This is a genomic window from Myxococcales bacterium (assembly GCA_012517325.1).
Classification (GTDB): domain Bacteria; phylum Lernaellota; class Lernaellaia; order Lernaellales; family Lernaellaceae; genus JAAYVF01.
In genome coordinates, this window is sequence record JAAYVF010000079.1 from 21,366 (window position 1) to 39,520 (window position 18,155).

At 64.1% G+C, this 18,155-nt stretch carries 12 protein-coding genes and 1 pseudogene; 8 read left to right on the forward strand and 5 right to left on the reverse strand.

Features of this window, described 5'->3' with window-relative positions:
• Positions 1-46 precede the first annotated feature (46 nt).
• A complete protein-coding gene (locus GX444_13775; protein NLH49651.1) occupies positions 47-472 on the reverse strand; it encodes a DUF2177 family protein in 426 nt (141 codons plus the stop codon).
• 175 nt (positions 473-647) lie between these two features.
• On the opposite strand from GX444_13775, the gene GX444_13780 reads away from it, so the two are divergent.
• The 3 genes from GX444_13780 to GX444_13790 all read left to right on the forward strand — a co-directional run bounded on the left by GX444_13780 (position 648) and on the right by GX444_13790 (position 7,992).
• A complete protein-coding gene (locus GX444_13780) occupies positions 648-1,703 on the forward strand; it encodes a DUF2804 domain-containing protein (GenBank protein ID NLH49652.1) in 1,056 nt (351 codons plus the stop codon).
• 327 nt (positions 1,704-2,030) lie between these two features.
• A complete protein-coding gene (gene gltB, locus GX444_13785) occupies positions 2,031-6,578 on the forward strand; it encodes a glutamate synthase large subunit (GenBank protein ID NLH49653.1) in 4,548 nt (1,515 codons plus the stop codon).
• On the forward strand, positions 6,571-7,992 hold the full coding sequence (locus GX444_13790; GenBank protein NLH49654.1) for a glutamate synthase subunit beta: 1,422 nt from the start codon (positions 6,571-6,573) through the stop codon (positions 7,990-7,992). The genes gltB and GX444_13790 overlap by 8 nt, the downstream gene beginning before the upstream one ends.
• A gap of 62 nt (positions 7,993-8,054) precedes the next feature.
• Here GX444_13790 and GX444_13795 read toward each other — a convergent pair whose 3' ends face one another.
• A complete protein-coding gene (locus tag GX444_13795) occupies positions 8,055-8,447 on the reverse strand; it encodes a DUF4537 domain-containing protein (protein NLH49655.1) in 393 nt (130 codons plus the stop codon).
• Positions 8,448-8,665: 218 nt separating this feature from the next.
• Here GX444_13795 and GX444_13800 point away from each other — a divergent pair, with 218 nt between their 5' ends.
• From GX444_13800 to GX444_13820, 5 genes and pseudogenes are all read left to right on the forward strand, one after another.
• Complete coding sequence (locus GX444_13800) at positions 8,666-9,121, forward strand: MarR family transcriptional regulator (protein NLH49656.1); 456 nt, start codon at positions 8,666-8,668, stop codon at positions 9,119-9,121.
• Positions 9,118-10,176, forward strand: coding sequence for a 2-hydroxyacyl-CoA dehydratase (locus tag GX444_13805; protein NLH49657.1), 1,059 nt, complete (start codon positions 9,118-9,120; stop codon positions 10,174-10,176). The genes GX444_13800 and GX444_13805 overlap by 4 nt, the downstream gene beginning before the upstream one ends.
• Before the next feature lie 4 nt (positions 10,177-10,180).
• A complete protein-coding gene (locus GX444_13810) occupies positions 10,181-11,458 on the forward strand; it encodes a 2-hydroxyacyl-CoA dehydratase (GenBank protein ID NLH49658.1) in 1,278 nt (425 codons plus the stop codon).
• A 76-nt stretch (positions 11,459-11,534) separates the two neighbouring features.
• Complete coding sequence (locus tag GX444_13815) at positions 11,535-13,574, forward strand: hypothetical protein (protein ID NLH49659.1); 2,040 nt, start codon at positions 11,535-11,537, stop codon at positions 13,572-13,574.
• Between the two features lie 29 nt (positions 13,575-13,603).
• A pseudogene (locus GX444_13820) lies at positions 13,604-13,768 on the forward strand (DNA primase).
• Between the two features lie 1,830 nt (positions 13,769-15,598).
• Here GX444_13820 and GX444_13825 read toward each other — a convergent pair.
• From GX444_13825 to GX444_13835, 3 genes are read right to left on the reverse strand one after another with little or no spacing between them, the layout of a single operon-like run.
• Positions 15,599-16,255, reverse strand: a complete 657-nt coding sequence (locus GX444_13825; GenBank protein ID NLH49660.1) for a SagB/ThcOx family dehydrogenase — start codon at positions 16,253-16,255, stop codon at positions 15,599-15,601.
• A gap of 52 nt (positions 16,256-16,307) precedes the next feature.
• Entirely contained in the window at positions 16,308-17,525 is a 1,218-nt protein-coding gene (locus GX444_13830) for an amino acid deaminase/aldolase (protein NLH49661.1), read from the reverse strand.
• A 23-nt stretch (positions 17,526-17,548) separates the two neighbouring features.
• Positions 17,549-18,151, reverse strand: coding sequence for a dual specificity protein phosphatase family protein (locus GX444_13835; GenBank protein ID NLH49662.1), 603 nt, complete (start codon positions 18,149-18,151; stop codon positions 17,549-17,551).
• Positions 18,152-18,155: the final 4 nt, after the last annotated feature.

Sequence of the window (18,155 nt, forward strand, 5' to 3'; positions counted from 1 at the left end):
CTAAATCATTAATCGCTCGGCATTAACGCAGCAACTGGAACGAGATTCAAGCAGGTTTCCGGGCCAGGTGATTTTGCACCTTCAGGCCGACGAAGGCGGTCAACAGGCAAACCGTCCCGCCCAGCAGCGTATCGATCGGCACCAACCGCCAGGGCCAGAAGCGCAGGAGGGAATAATTGGTCAGGTCATAGGCCCCGTAAACGATCACCCCGTAGAGAATCGCTTTGGCGAGGATTGGTCGGGGTTCGGCCTTTTCGCCGAATCGCGGCAGGACGAAAACCTGAATCCCCAAAGGGATCAGCGCGGCAACCAGGAAAAACGTCCAGCCGATCAAGGCCACCCCATAGGCGTCGCGGCGCGTCAACGTACCGAGCGCCTCGAGGTAAAAATCGCGCATGAACAAGACGAGCCAGAGTATCTCGATCGACAAATAGGTGAGCACGAGAAACAGATACAATTTGATCGCGCGCACGGCATTCCTCCCACGGCTTGATCGATTCGCTGTCTCCCGCGCCTACTATATACTCGGAAAGCGCCTCGCGTCATCCGCCCTCCCCAACCATCCCTCCGATTGCAGGGACCAGGTGCTTCCGCCGTATCGCCGTGTTATGCTTGGGTGTTCATTGCATCCATTGCGAGGAGAAACGATGTCTCGTCCCATGAAAGATACCCCGGCGCGGATGGTGGAAAACGGACGGATGGTCGAGTTCGGACATTTCCGGACGCCGTTTCGGACCCTCAATATCCTGGAAGCCGACATTTTCGGCATCGGCGGGCTGGCCTCCAAGCTGGTCAACCCGTTCCGTCTGAAGGAATGGCAGCATTTCGCCGTGTTCGGCCCCGACCTGCTGCTGACGTTCGTCGTGCTCAACACCCACTACCTGAGCAATTCGTTCTGCTATTTCGTCGACCGGCCTAGCGGCCAAATGACCGAATACCATCGCGACGCGCCGCCCTTCACCGCGCGACTGGCGCGCGAACTGTGGAACGACGAATGCCGTTTTAAGCAGTCGGGATACCGGATCGACGTCCGCAACCGGCTCGAACAGGGACGGCACGAGGCGTCGATCGACATCCGGGGCGCGGGCGGCAAGCCGGGCCTTCAAGCCGACCTCGAAATGCTCGCCGACCTGAACCGTTACCAACCTCTGATCGTCGCGCTGAAACTGGCGCCGAACCGGCCCGCCTATTCGCACAAGATGGCCTGCCCCGTGCGCGGCCGCGTCCGCGTCGGCGATCGCGAGATCACGCTGGACGAAAAGCGCCACCTCGTGCTGATCGACGTGCACAAGGCCTACTATCCCTACCAAATGGCCTGGACCTGGGCGTCGGGCGCGGGTTTCGACGAGCAAGGCCGCGTGGTGGGCTTCAACCTGACCCACAACGTGATCAAGGACGACGAGGAAAACAACGAAAACGGCCTCTGGGTCGGCGACCGGCTGTCGATGTACGCGGCGGCCCGCTTCACTTTCGACCAAGCCAAGGTGACCGCACCCTGGCGGATCGAGACAACCGACGGGCGCTGCAAACTCGACTTTCATCCGGAGGGCGAACGGGCCGGGAAAATCAACCTGGGCGTCGTTTATTCCGATTATCACCAGCCTTTCGGGGTTTTTCGCGGCCAGGCGACCGACGACGAGGGCCGGGTGCACGAAATCCGCGACTACTTCGGCGTCACCGAATTTCATCGCGCGCGGTTCTAGCCGGGTGTTGAAAAACACTCGGCGTGCGATCCAGGGATGGATCGCCATTTTCGGCGACTTCCGTAGTTGCCGAAAATGAAGCGAAATCAAAACCACGCTTCTTATTGAGCGCGGTTGAAAAAGACCAGGACGGCCTTTTTCAGCCGCCTGCCAGATTCGCCGCTCCGTCGCGCTTTTTGCTTGTCATCGACCGCCGGATGTTTAATACTCGACCGGTGCAGCCGTAAGTCCGGTGCGGACCCCCTTCATTTGACTGTCTGATCGTTCGGGCGACCTCTGACGAGGATCAGCCGGGGGGTCTTTTTCTATTATGGAACCAAAAGCGCAATGAACAACCAAGAAAACAAGGGCCTCGCCCGCCCTGACGTGGAGCGCGGCGCTTGCGGCGTCGGCTTCGTGGCGCGGCTGGACGCCTCGCCCCGCCACGAGGTCGTCACCGCCGCCGTCCAAGCCCTGATCAACCTCGAGCACCGCGGCGCGGTCGGCGGCGACAAGTCCACCGGCGACGGCGCCGGCATCCTCCTGCGCCTTCCCGACGCGCTTTATCGCGAGGAATGCGCCCGGACCGGCTTCGCTTTGCCGCCGCGCGGCGATTACGCCACCGGCCTGGTTTTTCTGCCGGTCGATCCGGACGCGGCGGCCCGCGCCGCCGGCAATTATGAGGAAACGGCGCGGCGCGAGGGCTGCGAGGTGCTGGGGTGGCGCGAGGTGCCGGTCGATCCTCGTTCGCTGGGCGATTACGCGCGGCGTACCCAACCGGCGATCCGCCAGATTTTTCTGGCTCGCAACGGCGTGCCGCGCGACGCGTTCGAGCGCAAATTGCTCGTCGTCCGCCGGCTGACGGAAAAGGCCTTTGGGGAGTGGTCGCGCGACGATACGTCCCAGTTCTACGCGCCCAGCCTTTCCAGCCGCTCGATCGTGTACAAAGGCCTGATGACCGGCTCGCAACTGCCGCGCTTTTACCCCGACCTGGTCGATCCGCGGATGGCCAGCCCCTACGCGCTGGTACACCAGCGCTACAGCACCAACACCCTGCCCACCTGGACGCTGGCGCAGCCCTTCCGCTACCTGGCGCACAACGGCGAAATCAATACCCTGCACGGCAACCTAAACCAGATGAAAGCCCGCGAGGCCGACCTTCGTTCGCCCCTTTTCGGCGCGGACCTCGAGCGCCTTCGTCCCGTGCTCGTGCGCGAGGGCAGCGACTCGGCGATTTTCGACAACATGCTGGAACTGCTCGTGCTCGCCGGCCGTTCGCTGCCGCACGCGATCATGATGATGGTTCCCGAGGCCTGGCAGAACGTCGCGCAGATGAGCGCCGACAAACGAGCCTTCTACGAATATCATTCGGCGCTCATGGAACCCTGGGACGGGCCCGCCGCCCTAATGTTCTGCGACGACCGTTACATCGGCGCGACGCTCGACCGCAACGGTCTGCGCCCGGCGCGCTACACCGTGACCACCGACGGGCTCGTGGTCATGGCCTCCGAAACCGGCGTCCTCGAAATCGAACCGGAGCGCATCCTCAGCCGCGGCCAACTGCAGCCCGGCCGGATGTTTTTGGTCGACCTCGAACAAAAGCGGATCGTCCCCGACCAGGAAGTCAAAGCCAAGATCTCCCGCGCCCGGCCCTATCGCCTGTGGCTGAAGCAAAACCGCATCGAGTTGGATGAATTGCCGCGCGCCGCGCTCGAACCGGAACCCGCCGCCGAGCACCTGCGGCGCCTGCACCTCGCCTTCGGTTACTCCGACGAGGAAATCGAAATGATCCTCGCGCCGATGGCCGCGCAAGGGCAGGAACCGATCGGCTCGATGGGCAACGACGCGGCGCTGGCCGTGCTGTCCGAGCGGCCGCAATTGCTGTATGCGTACTTCAAACAGCTCTTCGCCCAGGTCACCAATCCGCCGATCGACCCGCTACGCGAGGAATTCGTCATGTCCCTGATGGGTTGGTTGGGCACGGCCGGCAACCTCCTCGCGGAAGTGCCGGAACACTGCCAGCGTCTGCGGCTGACGCAGCCGATCCTCACGCCCGAGAACGCGACGCGGTTGCGCCAGTGCGATTGGCCGGAGGTGCGGGTTGGCGAGGCGGACATGTTGTTCACCCCCGAAGCCGGTAAGGAGGGGCTGGTCGCCGGGCTGGAGAACCTGTGCCGCCAGGCGGAGGAAGCCATCGCCGGCGGCGCCCGGCTGTTGCTGGTGACCGACCGCCGCCTGAACGCCCTGCGCGCCGCCATTCCCGCGCTGTTGGCGACCTCCAACCTGCACCACCACCTGATCTGGAAAGGCCTGCGCAACCGCGTCGGCCTGATCGTCGAAACCGCCGAGGCTCGCGAGGTGGCCCACCACGCCCTGCTGATCGGCTACGGCGCCAACGCGGTGTGCCCCTACGGCGCGATGGCGACGGTCGCCCGCCTGGCGCGCGAAGGCCTGCTGGAAAACGTCCGCGATCCCGACCGCGCCGTCGAACATTACATCACGGCGCTGAAAAAAGGCCTGCTGAAGACCTTCAGCCGCATGGGCATCTCGACCTTGCGCAGCTATTGCGGCTCGCAATTGTTCGAGGCGGTCGGGCTGGCCGGCGATTTCGTCGATCGGTATTTCCACGGCACCGCGTCGCGCGTCGGCGGCATCCGGCTGGAACACGTCGCGGCCGAAGCGGCGGTCCTGCACCGGCGCGCGTTTCCGCTGAAGGGCGAACCGCCGAAACTGCTGGATGTCGGCGGCCGGGTTCGGCTGCGCGTCGGCGGCGAACGGCATCTCTGGACTCCCGAGGCGATCTGCCACCTGCAACACGCGGTGCGCCACGACGACTACGGCTCGTTCAAAAAATATTCGGCGCTGATTCACGACCGTTCGCTGGGCCTGGCGACCCTGCGCGGACTGTTCCGTTTCAAACCCGGCGCGCCGATCCCCCTCGCCGCAGTCGAACCGGAAACGGAAATCGTCAAGCGGTTCGTCAGCGCCGCCATGTCCTACGGTTCGATCAGCAAGGAGGCGCACGAGAGCATCGCGCTGGCCATGAACCGGTTGGGCGGCAAAAGCAATTCGGGCGAAGGCGGCGAGGACGCCGCGCGCTTCGCGCCGCTGCCCAACGGCGACTCGCTGTGCTCGGCGGTCAAGCAGGTGGCCTCGGGCCGCTTTGGCGTGACCACCGAATACCTGCTGAGCGCCAAGGAACTGCAAATCAAGATCGCCCAGGGCGCCAAGCCGGGCGAAGGCGGGCAATTGCCCGGCCACAAAGTCAGCGTCGAAATCGCGCGGGTGCGACATACGACGCCCGGCGTCACCCTGATTTCGCCGCCGCCGCACCACGACATCTACTCGATCGAGGATCTGGCGCAGCTCATTTACGACCTCAAGTGCGTCAATCCGCTCGCGCGCGTTTCGGTGAAACTGGTTTCCGAGGTCGGCGTCGGCACGGTGGCCACCGGCGTCGCCAAGGCCCGCGCGGACGTCGTGCTGATCGCCGGCCACGACGGCGGCACCGGCGCCTCGCCCCTCACCTCGATCCTGCATGCCGGCACTCCATGGGAGTTGGGGCTCGCCGAAACGCAGCAGGCGCTGCTCGGCAGCGATCTGCGCGACCGCATTCGCATCCAGGTCGACGGCCAACTGAAGACCGGCCGCGATCTCGCGATCGCCGCCTTGATGGGCGCGGAGGAGTTCGGTTTCGGCACCACACTGCTAGTCAGCCTGGGTTGCGTCATGATGCGCAAATGCCATACCGATACCTGCCCGGTCGGCGTGGCGACGCAAAACGAAACGTTGCGATCCCGCTTCGCCGGCAAGCCGGAACACGTGGAGCGGTTTCTGATCTTCATCGCCCGGGAGCTGCGCGAGTACATGGCCGAACTCGGGTTCCGCACCGTGGACGACATGGTGGGCCGCGTCGAATGCCTCGAAACGGCCGACGCGCTCGATCACTGGAAGGTGCGCGGCCTGGATTTCTCGGCCCTGCTGGCCGCGCCCGCAAGCTCGAGCGATCAAGCCCGGCGCTTCCTTCGGGCCGGCGAACGGAGCGGCGACCCGCCGCTGGATGACGAACTGATCGCCCTGGCCGCGCCGGCCCTCGAACAAGGCCGGCCGGTGCGACACGAACTGCCGATCCGCAATGTCCACCGCACCGTCGGCGCGCGGCTCAGCGGCGCCATCGTCAGTCGTTACGGCGCGGCCGGCTTGCCGGAAGAGACGATCCGCGTCCGGTTCACCGGATCGGCGGGCCAGAGCTTCGGCGCGTTCCTGGCGCCGGGTGTCTCGTTCCACCTTTCCGGCGACGCCAACGATTACGTCGGCAAGGGGATGAGCGGCGGCCGGATCGCGATCGCACCCCATCCGGATTCGTCGTTTCCGGCCCACGAAAGCGCCATCGTCGGCAATACCGTGTTGTACGGCGCGACGGGCGGCGAACTGTATCTGGCGGGCGCGGCGGGGACGCGCTTCGCGGTGCGCAACAGCGGCGCGCGAGCGGTGGTGGAAGGCGTGGGCGACCACGCCTGCGAATACATGACCGGCGGCGTGGTCGTCGTGCTGGGCCTGACCGGCTTGAATTTCGCGGCCGGCATGAGCGGCGGCATCGCCTACGTTTTCGACGAAACGCAGCTTTTCGACACCCGTTGCAACCTGGACATGGTCGAGCTGGAAACGGTCTGGCAGCCGCCGGATCAGAAGCTGCTGCGGACCATGCTGGAAAACCACGTCCGCCACACCGGCAGCGTCCGGGCGCAGCGGATGCTCGCCGAGTGGGAGTCGCACCTGCCGCTGTTCGTCAAGGTCATGCCCGTCGATTACCGCCAGGCGCTGGCCCGCATCCGGCTCGAAGAGGAAATCCGCGAGGACGCCGTGTCGGCCACCGAAGAGGTGTTCAATGTCTAAAGCCGATGGTTTTCTGCACTACTCCCGCCAGGATCCGAGCAAAAAGCCGGTCCGCGAACGCCTCGGCTCGTTCGCCGAGTTCGAAGTGCCCCTCGCGCCCGAACGCCTGCACGAGCAAGCGAACCGTTGCATGGATTGCGGCATTCCGTTTTGCCACAATTTCGGCTGCCCCGTCGGCAACCGCATCCCGGAGTGGATCGACGCCGTTTATCGCGGGCGCTGGCGGCGGGCCGCCGACCTGCTGCATTCGACGATCAACTTCCCCGAGATCACCGGCCGGATTTGCCCGGCGCCCTGCGAGGCGGCCTGCACGCTGGCGATCAACCAGCCCGCGGTGACGATCCGCCACCTCGAAATGCAGATCGCCGAACGCGCCTTCCGCGAAGGCTGGCTCGACCCCGAACCCGCCGCCGAGCGCACCGGCGCGAAGGTCGCGGTGATCGGTTCCGGCCCCGCCGGCCTGACGGCGGCCCAGCAATTGGCGCGGGCCGGGCACGATGTCACCCTGTTCGAAAAGAGCGACCGCCTGGGCGGACTGCTGCGTTACGGCGTCCCCGATTTCAAGCTCGACAAAGCGGTGCTCGATCGCCGGCTCGCCCAACTGGCGGGCGAAGGCGTCGTCTTCGAAACCGGCGTCAACGTCGGCGTCGATCTTTCCGCCCACTATCTGCGGCGCGGTTTCCAGGCCATCGTGCTCACCGTCGGCAGCGGGCAACCGCGCGACCTGGCCGTGCCGGGCCGCGATCTGCAGGGCATTTGTTTCGCCCTGCCGTATCTCACCCAGCAGAATCGTCGGAACACCGGCGACGATCTCGCCCCCGAAAGCGTCGTCACCGCCACCGGCAGGCACGTTGTCGTAATCGGCGGCGGCGATACCGGCGCGGATTGCATCGGCACCGCCAACCGGCAGGGCGCCGCCTCGGTTACGCAACTGGAAATTCTGCCCGAACCGCCCGCCGAGCGCCCCGCCGACAATCCCTGGCCGACCTGGCCGCGGATCAAACGCGAATCGTCGTCGCACGAGGAAGGCTGCCGGCGGTTGTGGGGCGTTCAGACCAAGGCGTTTTTCGGCTTCGACGGGTCGCTCGAGGGGCTGCGCGTCGCCCGGGTGGAATGGTCTCCCGATCGGCGTTCCTGCCAGGAGATCCCCGACAGCGAATTCGAGATCCGCGCCGATCTGGTGCTGCTCGCGATGGGCTTTTTGCACGTCGCGCACGAACGGCTCGTCGCCGATCTGTCGCTGGAACTCGACGCGCGCGGCAACCTGCGGGTGGATCGGAACAACCGGACATCCCAACCCGGGGTCTACGCCGCCGGCGATGCCGTGCTGGGCCCCTCCTTGGTCGTCCGGGCGTTCCACGACGGCCGTTTGACCGCCGCCGCGGTCGACCGTTACCTGCGCGGCGAGGATTGACCACCAACGAAAAAAGGCTCGTCCGCCCGAAGGCCAACGAGCCCTGGCCGTCGTAAAACAAATTACCGCAAGCGAATCTGCGCCAATTTCACTTTGCCGTTGTCACCGTCATCGAAATGAATGGAATAGTCGCCGCCGGCGATCGCCGACACCGTTCCCGGATAATATTTCTGGTCGCTCCATTGGGCCAGCACCTTGGTTCCGACCTTCACCTGGGCCGCGGGCGGCACGACATCCTTGGCGATCTGCGCGGGTGTGCAGCATTTCTGATCGCCGTCGTCGAACGCGATATGCCAGCCGCCCTGGCAGGACTTGTCGATTTTACCGTGATACCAGCCGTTGGCGCTCCATTCCGCGTAAACCACATCGCCGACTTTCAACGCCCCCGCCGCGACCGCGTAGCCGGCCGCCAACCCCAACAAGACCACCAAGGAAACGAAGACCATTTTTCTCATTTTCCGCCCCCTTTCGATTAGTGGATGGACGTCTCGGAAAAAAGCAACCGCGCTTTTCTCTTTAAAAAGATACTGACGGATACGGACCGAATTGACCGTACCATGGAAATACTCCTGCCGCCAATCATTAAGCGAGGACATTTTACCGGTGTTGAATAATTCGCTTGCTTATATTTTGTATGCGTATATTATGGATTCATACTTTTATGGACGTTCCCATGAACCAGAACATCATACCAACAGAATGCCCCTATTACTTGATTTCGCGCGTGTCGCTGACCGTCGCCGCCGCTCTGAAAACCGATTTGACGGCCGCCGATCTTGAGCACGTCAAACCGGCCTATCTTGGCGTTTTAATGGCCCTTTGGCTCGAGGAAGGGCTGAAAACCAACGAGTTGGGCCGCCGCTCCGGCCTGGAACCGTCGACCATGACGGGCCTGTTGGACCGGATGGAACGCGACGGTTTTCTGATCCGCCGGGCGGACCCGGAGGATCGGCGGGCTCAGCTCATCGAACTGACCGATCTGGGACGCGGCATCCGCCGGGAGGTCACCGAGGTGGTGACGAAAACCATCGCGCGGATGTTCGCCGGCATTCCGGAAACGGATCTGGCTCATTTGAAAGAAACCCTCCGGGCCGTTTTGGCCAATCAACCGGCGAAAGGAGAATCATGAACACCTGCGCCGCATCGGCCATCGGTTATGCCTGCGCGTACACACCCCTGCCGCTGCTGGACGCCTTCGGCTTCGCCGCGCATCGTTTGCTGCCCATCGGCGACTGGCCGGATCAGGCGGGCCAGCTATTGCACGAAAATCTTTGCCCGCACGTCAAGCGCCTGCTCGATCGCGGACTGGCCGGCGACCTGCCGCCCCTGGCCGGAATGGTTTTCATGGCCAGTTGCGACGCCATGCGCCGCCTGGCGGACGCCTGGAAAAAAGCGCGGCCCGACGATCGGATCGTGCTGGTCGATCTGCCGGTGGCCGCCGACGAGCACTCGATCGCGTTTCTGGCCGCCGAGTTGCGGCGATTGGCGGAAACGTTGGCCGAATGGAGCGGCCGGAGCTTCGATCCGGCGGAACTGAAACGCGGCATCGCGAGCTATAACGAGTTGGCGGCGCTGGCCGAAACGTTGCGCGCCGGATTGCGCGCCGGCACGCTCGCCGGCGGCGCCGCGCGGAATCAGGCCTTGCTTCGTTTGGCGATGACGCGGCCGCGTGATGAAGCCCTGACCGCCTTTCGCCAGGCCGCGGCCGAGGCGCCCGCCCAGGAAACGGCCGCCGGCGCGGTGCCGGTATTGCTGTTCGGCAACGTCCTGCCGGACCCCGAAGCCCTGACCCTGTTCGAATCGTGCGGCGCCCGGGTGATCGCCGACGACGTTTGCACCGGCGGGCGCGCTTTTCACCGGATCGAACCCGGCGACTTCGCCGACGATCTGCATTGGCTGGCCCGCGCACTGCTGACGCGGCCGGCCTGCGCGCGCACGATGGACCCCGCGCGGCCCGGGAAAATCGCCCCCGACCTCGTGCGGGCCGCTCGCGAATGCGGCGCTCGCGGTGTCATCGGGCACGTTCTCAAGTTCTGCGACCCTTACCTGGCGCGCCTGCCCGCGATTCGGGAGGCGCTGCGCGAAGCCGGCCTGCCGCTGCTCCTTCTGGAAGGCGATTGCACGCTGGGCGCCATCGGGCAGCAACGGACCCGGATCGAGGCTTTCGTCGAAATGTTGGGGTGAACTCATGATGCAGGCTTATTTTCAAAATCTCGTCGATGAAATCGAAGCCGCCAGGCAAACCGCGCCGGAGCGCGTCGCGGCGCGAAAAATCTTCGCGCTCGAGGTGGCGCGCCTGGGAACGCGACTGTATTCCGGCGCCGGGCAAGTCGCTTGGTGCGGCGTGACGGCGCCCTTCGACTTACTGAATGCCATGGGCGTGACGTCCTGCTTCGTCGAATTCGTCGGCGCGATGCTTGCCTCGACGGGCCTGATCGGCGAGCAGCTGCAGGCCGCCGAGCAGGCCGGCTATGCCGCCGACACCTGCGGCTATCACCGCGCGGTGATCGGCGCCGCGCTGCAGGGCTTCATGCCGGTGCCCGATTTTCTGATCGCGACCACCAGCCCGTGCAGCGGCGGCCTGGCGACGATCGAAAACCTCGCGCGCCTGTTCAAGAAGGATTTGTTCGTGCTGCAAATCCCGCAGGAAGACACGCCGGCCGCCGTGAATTATCTCGCCGGGCAGCTCCGCCGAATGGTCGAATTCGTGGCGCGGCACACCGGCCGCGCCCTGGACGATGAAAAACTGGAACAATCGTTGGCCGCCACCAACCGGACGCGGGAATCGCTGCTGGAGGTCTACCGCCTGGCGCGGTCCGTCCCTTCGCCGGCATCGTCGAACGACTTGCGCAACTTCGGCATCGTACTACCGCTGTTTCTCGGTACGGCGGGCGGCGAGGCCGCGGCGCGGGCCTATCGGGATGAATTCACCGCTCGCTGCCAAGCGGGAAACGGCGGCGGCCGCGCGGAAAAAATCCGCCTGCTTTGGATCCAGAACCGCGTACAATTCCACAATCCGCTCGAGGCATTGCTCGCCAAGGAATACGGCGCGACCGTCGTCATCGACGAACTCAACAACCTTTACTGGGAGCCGATCGATCCGCGCGATCCGTACCCGGGACTGGCTCGGCGCGCCATCCACATGCCGCTGAACGGGACGGTCGATCACCGGGCCGCTTTGTTGACGGAACTGGCGCTCGAATACCGCGTCGACGGCGCCATCAATCCCTGTCACTGGGGTTGCCGCCAGGGCACCGGGGCGCGCGGCCTGATCGCCGACCGCCTGCGGGAAAGCGGCGTGCCGGTCCTCAATCTCGAGGTGGATTGCGTCGATCCGCGCAATTTCCCGGAAGGCCAGTTGCGAACCCGGCTGGAGGCTTTTCTGGAATTGATCGCCAATCGCCGGCCGGCCGAAACGGCAACCGACACCCGGTGCCGCAAAATCATCGCCGATTCTCCAAAATAATAGCCGTTGTCACCCGCCGGTATTGCTGTTAAATAAAGTCGGTTCGATTGTGTTTCACTAGCTTAAGGTGAGTCCCATGCGTAACACCATCCTCCTGCTGCTCGCTCTCCTCGGCCTGATCCTGATGATTTCCGCCTGCCAATCTGACGACGACGATGCCGCCGCGGACGACGACGTCGCCGCGGACGACGACGACAACGATGACAATGACGACAGCGTCGACGACGATGATGACGATGACGATGACGACAACGATAATGACAACGACGACGACGACAACGACGACAACGACATCGATCCGTGCGATTCGTCCCACGAATGGCTTTACGACCTGACGCCCGGCCAACGGAACATTCCGTTTCCCAACAATTTGTTCACCGTGGCCGATTCCAGTTCGGCGACCGGCCGCCGCGTCGATCTGAGCGGCCAGACCTCGCTGTTTCTCGACGAAATCCTGAAAATTTTCTTTTTCGTCCGTCCGGCTCTGAATCAGATGGAAGGCTTCGGCGTGACCAGCGCGATGCTCGTCCCGACCAACGCCGAACCGGACATGGAAACCTTGCCCGACACGGCCGACCCCGGCGCGGCGGACAGCGTTTTCCTGGTGCGCTACGACGGTGACAAAACGACACCAGAATTCATGCCGCTGGAATTCGAATGGCGACCCGATCAGCAGGTGCTGGCCGCGCTGCCCTATCGGCCGCTGCTGCAGAACTCGACCTATCTCCTGGTCGTCACCGACTCCCTGCTGCCGAGCGACAGCACCTGTTACGCCGCCTCCGACCACTTCCGCTATCTCCGGCGGCTCGAAGCCAATCCGGCGAATCCCGATTACGATTTGCTGGAGCCCACTCGCCAGGAATTCGCGCCGCTCTTCGCCTTTCTGGAGGAACAGGTCGGCGTCTCGCGCGATCGCGTGGTGGACGCGACGCTGTTTTCCACGCAGTGGGTGACGCCCGACCTGGAATCGATCCGCGATCAACTGAAGGTCATCGCCGCGGAAGATCCGCCGACGATCAGCGGGTGGGAACTGCTCGAGGACGGCGCGACCACCGACGGCATCTGGGACGCCACCTACGATACCGTCAATTGGTTCTGGGACGGCCAACTGAAATTCGACGACGACCACGCGCCGCTGCCCAACGGCTACGAAACGATCAAGGCGCGCGTCATCCTGCCCGACCCGACGATCTACCCACAGCCGTGGCCGGCGATCGTTTTCATGCACGGCATCTTTTCCAGCCGCCACGAAACCGACGAAGTCGGCCGGCAATTGGCCTCCTACGGATTCGCCGTATTCGGTTTCGATGCGGTGTACCAGGGCGACCGCGGCCCCGACAGCGTCATCGAGCAGGGACTGAGATTTTTCAACTTCCTTCAACCGCTGAAGTGGCGGGCGAATTTCCAGCAGGATGTTTCCGATGAGATGTGGCTCGGCCACCTGATCCAAAACCTCGCCGACCTGGACCTGGCGCCCCACGCGTCGGGCGGCGACGGCATTCCCGACCTGGATACGACGCGCATCGCCTTCATGGGCCATTCCATGGGAGCCATCCACGGCGGCATCGCGGCGGCCATCGACGATGAAAAGGACGTCTACGTCTTCAATGCCGGCGCGGCCGACTACCGCGACCTCGCGCTGTATTCGCCGAACGGCGAAATGGTGATCAACATCATCGAAACCCTGAGCAATCTTTTCCATTGGGAGCTTTATTCCCAGCTCCTGATGGCCGTCGACCTGCTGCTCATTCCGGTGGAACTGGGCGATCCGATGGCTTATGCCCCCTACGTTTTCGATCACCCACTGGACGGCCTCGAGGACAAACCGCGCCGCATCCTGCACCAGATGGCCGCCTACGACGCGACCTTGGGGTCGGTTTCCAGCGGCCGGTTGTGCACCTTGTTCAACCTGACGCAACTCGAACCCGTGGTCTGGCGCCTCCCCGACGTGCCCCTCGGACAAACGCCGTTTTTCGGTCCGGCCGTTTACCAGTACGACACCGACATCCACGAGCTTTGGTACGACGTGCCCGAGACGCATCTCCAGGCCGGGCATTACCTGTCCACCTGGCGCGATAACGACGAACCGGAGATCATCGACCCCTACAGCCGATAGTCGACCGAACGCGCGATAAGGCAGCCGACATGCGAATTCCACTGCGGCGTTTGCTTCTCTGCTTCTGTCTGGCGACGATTCTTCTCGCCTGTCAGCCGGCTGACGATTCCGACGATGGGAAAAATGACGCCGCGACCGGCGACGATGACGACAACGACGACAATGATGATAACGACGACAATGACGACAACGACAGCTGCGAATCGACGCACGCCTTCGCTTTCGATTTGACGCCGGCGCGGTTCAACATCCCCTTCCCCTCCGATGTATTCACCAAGACCGACTCGACCTCGACGACCGGCCGGCGAGTCGTGCTGGGCGAAGACTCCAACCAATTCCTGAGCGAGCTGTTGGGGATTCTGCCGTGGGTTCGGACCGCGCTGAACCGAATGGAAGGCTTCGGCGTCACCGCCGCGGTGATGCTGCCGGTCGACGCGCCGCCCCAACCGGGCCTCTTGCCCGACACCGCCGAGCCGGGATCGTCGGATAGCGTTTTTCTCGTCAAATACGACCCGAGCGGCGGCACTCCGGAGTATGCGCCCCTGCTCTTCGACTGGCGCGACCACCCGGTGTCCCTGGCGGCGCGGCCTTATTTGGCGCTGTTGCAAAACACCACGTATCTCCTGGTGGTCACCGACGCACTACGGCCGCGGGACGGCGCCTGTTATCGACCGACCGATCATTTTCGCTATGTGCGCCGCGCCGACGCCGATCCGACAAATCCGGAATACGATCTGCTGGAGCCCTATCGCCAACGGTTCGCGCCGTACTTTGATTTTCTCGAGAATCAAGTCGGCGTCGCCCGGAATCGCCTCGTGGCCGCGACGTTTTTCACGACCCAGAACCTGACGCCCGATCTGGAATCGATGCGCGATCAGTTGAAGGAACTGGCCGCCGCCGATCCCCCCGAAATCACCCAATGGGAATACCTGAGCGGCGGCACGAACCTCGACTCGCGCTGGGACGGAACCTACGACACCGTCAATTGGCGCTGGGACGGCGTGATCAAGCACGACGCCGACCGCCGACCCCTGCCCAACGGGTACGAAGCCATCAAGCTGCGCGTCCTGCTGCCCGATCCGGCGCGGTTCCCGCAGCCGTGGTCCGTCGCCGTGATGATGCACGGCATGCTCGCCTGCCGCGACGACGCCGACGCCTACGGCGAGGCGCTGGCGGAATATGGGTATGCGGTGGTCGGTTTCGACCTGGTCTTCCACGGCGTGCGGGGGCCGGAGAGCGACGTGCTGCGCCTGCTCGAATTCTTCAACTTCATGGAGCCGCTGAAGTGGCGGGCCAATTTCCTGCAGGACGTCGCCGACATCATGTGGGCCGGCCATCTGGTGGAAAACCTGGCCGACCTGGATCTCGCGCCGTACGCCACCGGCGGCGACGGCATCCCCGATTTCGACACCTCGCGCGTCGTTTTCATCGGCCATTCGCTCGGCAGCATTCACGGTGCGATCGACGCCGCCGTCGACGACCGGAAACAAGCCTACCTGTTCGACGCCGGGGCGGCCGATTACCGCGCGCTCGCGGAGAAATCGCCGATCGGCCAGGTGGTGTTGCAGATCGTCGACCTGCTCGGACAGTTGCAGCAAAACGATTTGTCCTCGCAGGTGCAGACCGGCATCGATCTGTATCTGCCGGTGATCGAAGCCGGCGATTCCATGGCCTACGCGCCGTACGTTTTCGAGCATCCGCTGGCGGGCCTGGCCGAAAAACCGCGGCAGATCTTCCAGCAGATGTCGTCCTACGACCTGGGCTTGGGCGGCACGGCCAACGGCCGGCTGAGCACCGTACTGGGGTTGACGGAGTTGGCGCCGTACGTCTGGCGCATTCCCGACACTCCGCTCGGGCAGATGCCCTTTTACGGCTCGGCCGTCTATCAATTCGACAGCCTCATTCACGGCATGTGGTGGGGGCTTCCCGAGACGCACGCGCAGGCCGGCCACTTTCTGGCCACCTGGCGCGATACCGGCGTCGGTGAGATCGTTCCGCCGGAAGAATAATGACCCGGCGCGCGCCTACTTTTTCGGATAGCCGATCGTCTGGGCCAGGATGATTTTCTGGCCGGGGCGCAGCTTCATCGCCTTGGCCAGCGCCTCGCGGTCGATCGCGCCGCGCACCACGACGGCCAGGCCTTGCGAGGCGCTGAACAGATACGCGTTTTCGGCGATGAACCCGGCGTCGGCGGCGGAGTAAAGGATTTTATCCCCATCGTCGCCGCTCATTTTCGCGAAATCCGCGACGTAAATCAGGTTGACCGGCGCGTCCTTCACGAACGGCTGCATCCCGGTGGCCGCGCGCAGGTCGTTCGCCAGCACCAGTTTCAACTGATTGGCCCCGGCGTCGTACAGGTAGAGCCCGTCGGCCCGCGCCACATAGAGGCCGATTTCCTGGCCATTGCGCGCCGAGGGTGCCGTGCGACCGCCGGTGTCGGGACGATTGATGCCGTCGGCCGCCCACAAAAGATTCGACAGGATTTGATCGTCGAGCGGCGTTGCCGCGAATTCCCGCGTCGTATGCCGTTCTTTCAGCACCTGCATCAGCGGCCGGCCGCCGTCGGTTTGAGGCGCCGGAAGTTGAATCGTCTTTCCGGCCTCGCCCGCGGACACCGTCAACGGGCAAACCAAGAGTAAGGACAAAATCGCCGGTAAAATGACCAGCCACCCTTGATTCATCGCGCACCTCCATAGGCCAATGGATTGTTTTGCCGTCGGCGGCAGGATCGGATTAGAGGAATACCCGACCCTCGCCGCGGTAGGTCTTGGCCGTATCCACGATTTCCGTCCCGCGAACCAGAAAAAATTCGTTGAAGCGCTCGGCCAATTCGCCGGCCTTCGCATGTTGAAAAAATACCGGGTCGCCCAATTCCAACCGCGGCGCTTCCGCCGGCACAACCAGCGGCGTCTGCACTTCGCCCGCGCCCTCCAGCGACAGGTAGCGCAAGCCTTCCGGATAAACCGGCCGCGGCAGGCGATCCTCGCCCGCCGGCCCCGACGCCACATAGCCGCCGCCCTGACAGGTGACCAAATCCGACGCCGGCCGGCGGACGACCTGGAGCGCGAAAAACGCCGCCGGTGCGAACGAAACCCGCCGGTAATGGTGGAACAGCGCCGGCGCGTAAAACGCCGAACCCACCGTCGCCTCGGTGAGGCACGGATCGGCCAGCGTCTCGGGCAGGCTGCCGCTGCCCCCGCCGTTCACGATGACCGGGTTCAAACCGGCCTCCCGCAAAGCGGCGACGATTCGCGCCCGCCGCTGTTCCAGTTCGCGGAGCGAGGCCGTCTTGAAAAGCCGCGTCGCGAGGTTCTTCGCGGGCTGCCCGGGCACCGCGTCATTGGGCCCGGCGATGTGCGCCTCGTAACCCATGACCGCGTCGATGACGACGTGCGAAAGAATTTTCGCGGCCGCCGCGACGGCCAGCGCCTGTTCGGGAGTGCGAATCGGGCTGCGGCGCGGGCCGATGTGCCAGACCGAGCCCAGCGGACGATACGACACATCAATTTCCAGACAGGCCGGCAATTGCACGCGGGCGCGGCGACCGGCCGTTTCCAGTATTTCGAGGTGTTCGAGGCAGTCGATCATAACCCGCGCCTGTCCGCCGCGACGGGTCAGCGCGACCAGCGCCTCGAGATCGGCCGGCTGCACGGTCGGATAGGCGATGATGAAATCGTCGAAGCCCTGTTCCGCCAGCCAGGCGGTCTCCCGAGCCGAATAGGTCATCACGCCGCGGTAGGCGGGGCCGCCCGTTTCCAGAATTTTCCGCATCAGCGCCGGACAACGCAGGGATTTCGAATGAACGCGGATCGTCTTCCGATGCCGGTTCGCCAATTCGGCGACGTAGGCGACGTTGCGTTCGAAAGCGTCCAGATCGACGAATGCCGCCGGCAATGTCCGGCCGCGCAGCGCTTCGCGGTAGCGCGCAAATTGATCGGAGACGGACAACATATTAAGTCCCTAAATTGTCGAATCTACGACGCCGAAATGGCCGCCAGTCCGGCTTCCCGGCGAAGCCGTTCGACGTCGAGTTCCTTGATCCAAACGATCAAATTCGCCCAGACGGCGTGAAATCCGTAGCCACCGTCGGTCATTTCCCGGATCGCTTCCTCCTTGGTCCAACCTTGAACCGCCAGCCGATAGACGGCAACCAGAGCGCCCGTGCGATCCGCCCCATGTTGGCAATGCACTAGGATTGGGGTTTTCGCGGTATCGACGGCGATCTTGAGAAACCGCACCGCGTCGGCCTCGGTCAGGCCCCAGGCCGTCGTGGGAATGGCTTCGACCGCCAACCCGGTGTCGGCCAGTATGTCGGCGTCGGAGTGGAACGAACGTAAATTGACGACGGTTTTGATGCCGAGTTTCTTCAACTCCCGCATACCCGCGGCGCCGGGTTGGGCGCTGCGATAGAGAGTCGGCGAAACCTGAAAGAGGTTCGGCACATCCGGGGTTACGACCGGTTGCGCCCAGTTCGTCGGACGGGAAGCCGACGCCGCACCGATGCCCAGTGCCGCGCTGAGCAGCACCAGAAAAAGGAAAAACCATCGCCCTCGGTGTCGATCGAACGTGTTTCTCATTTAT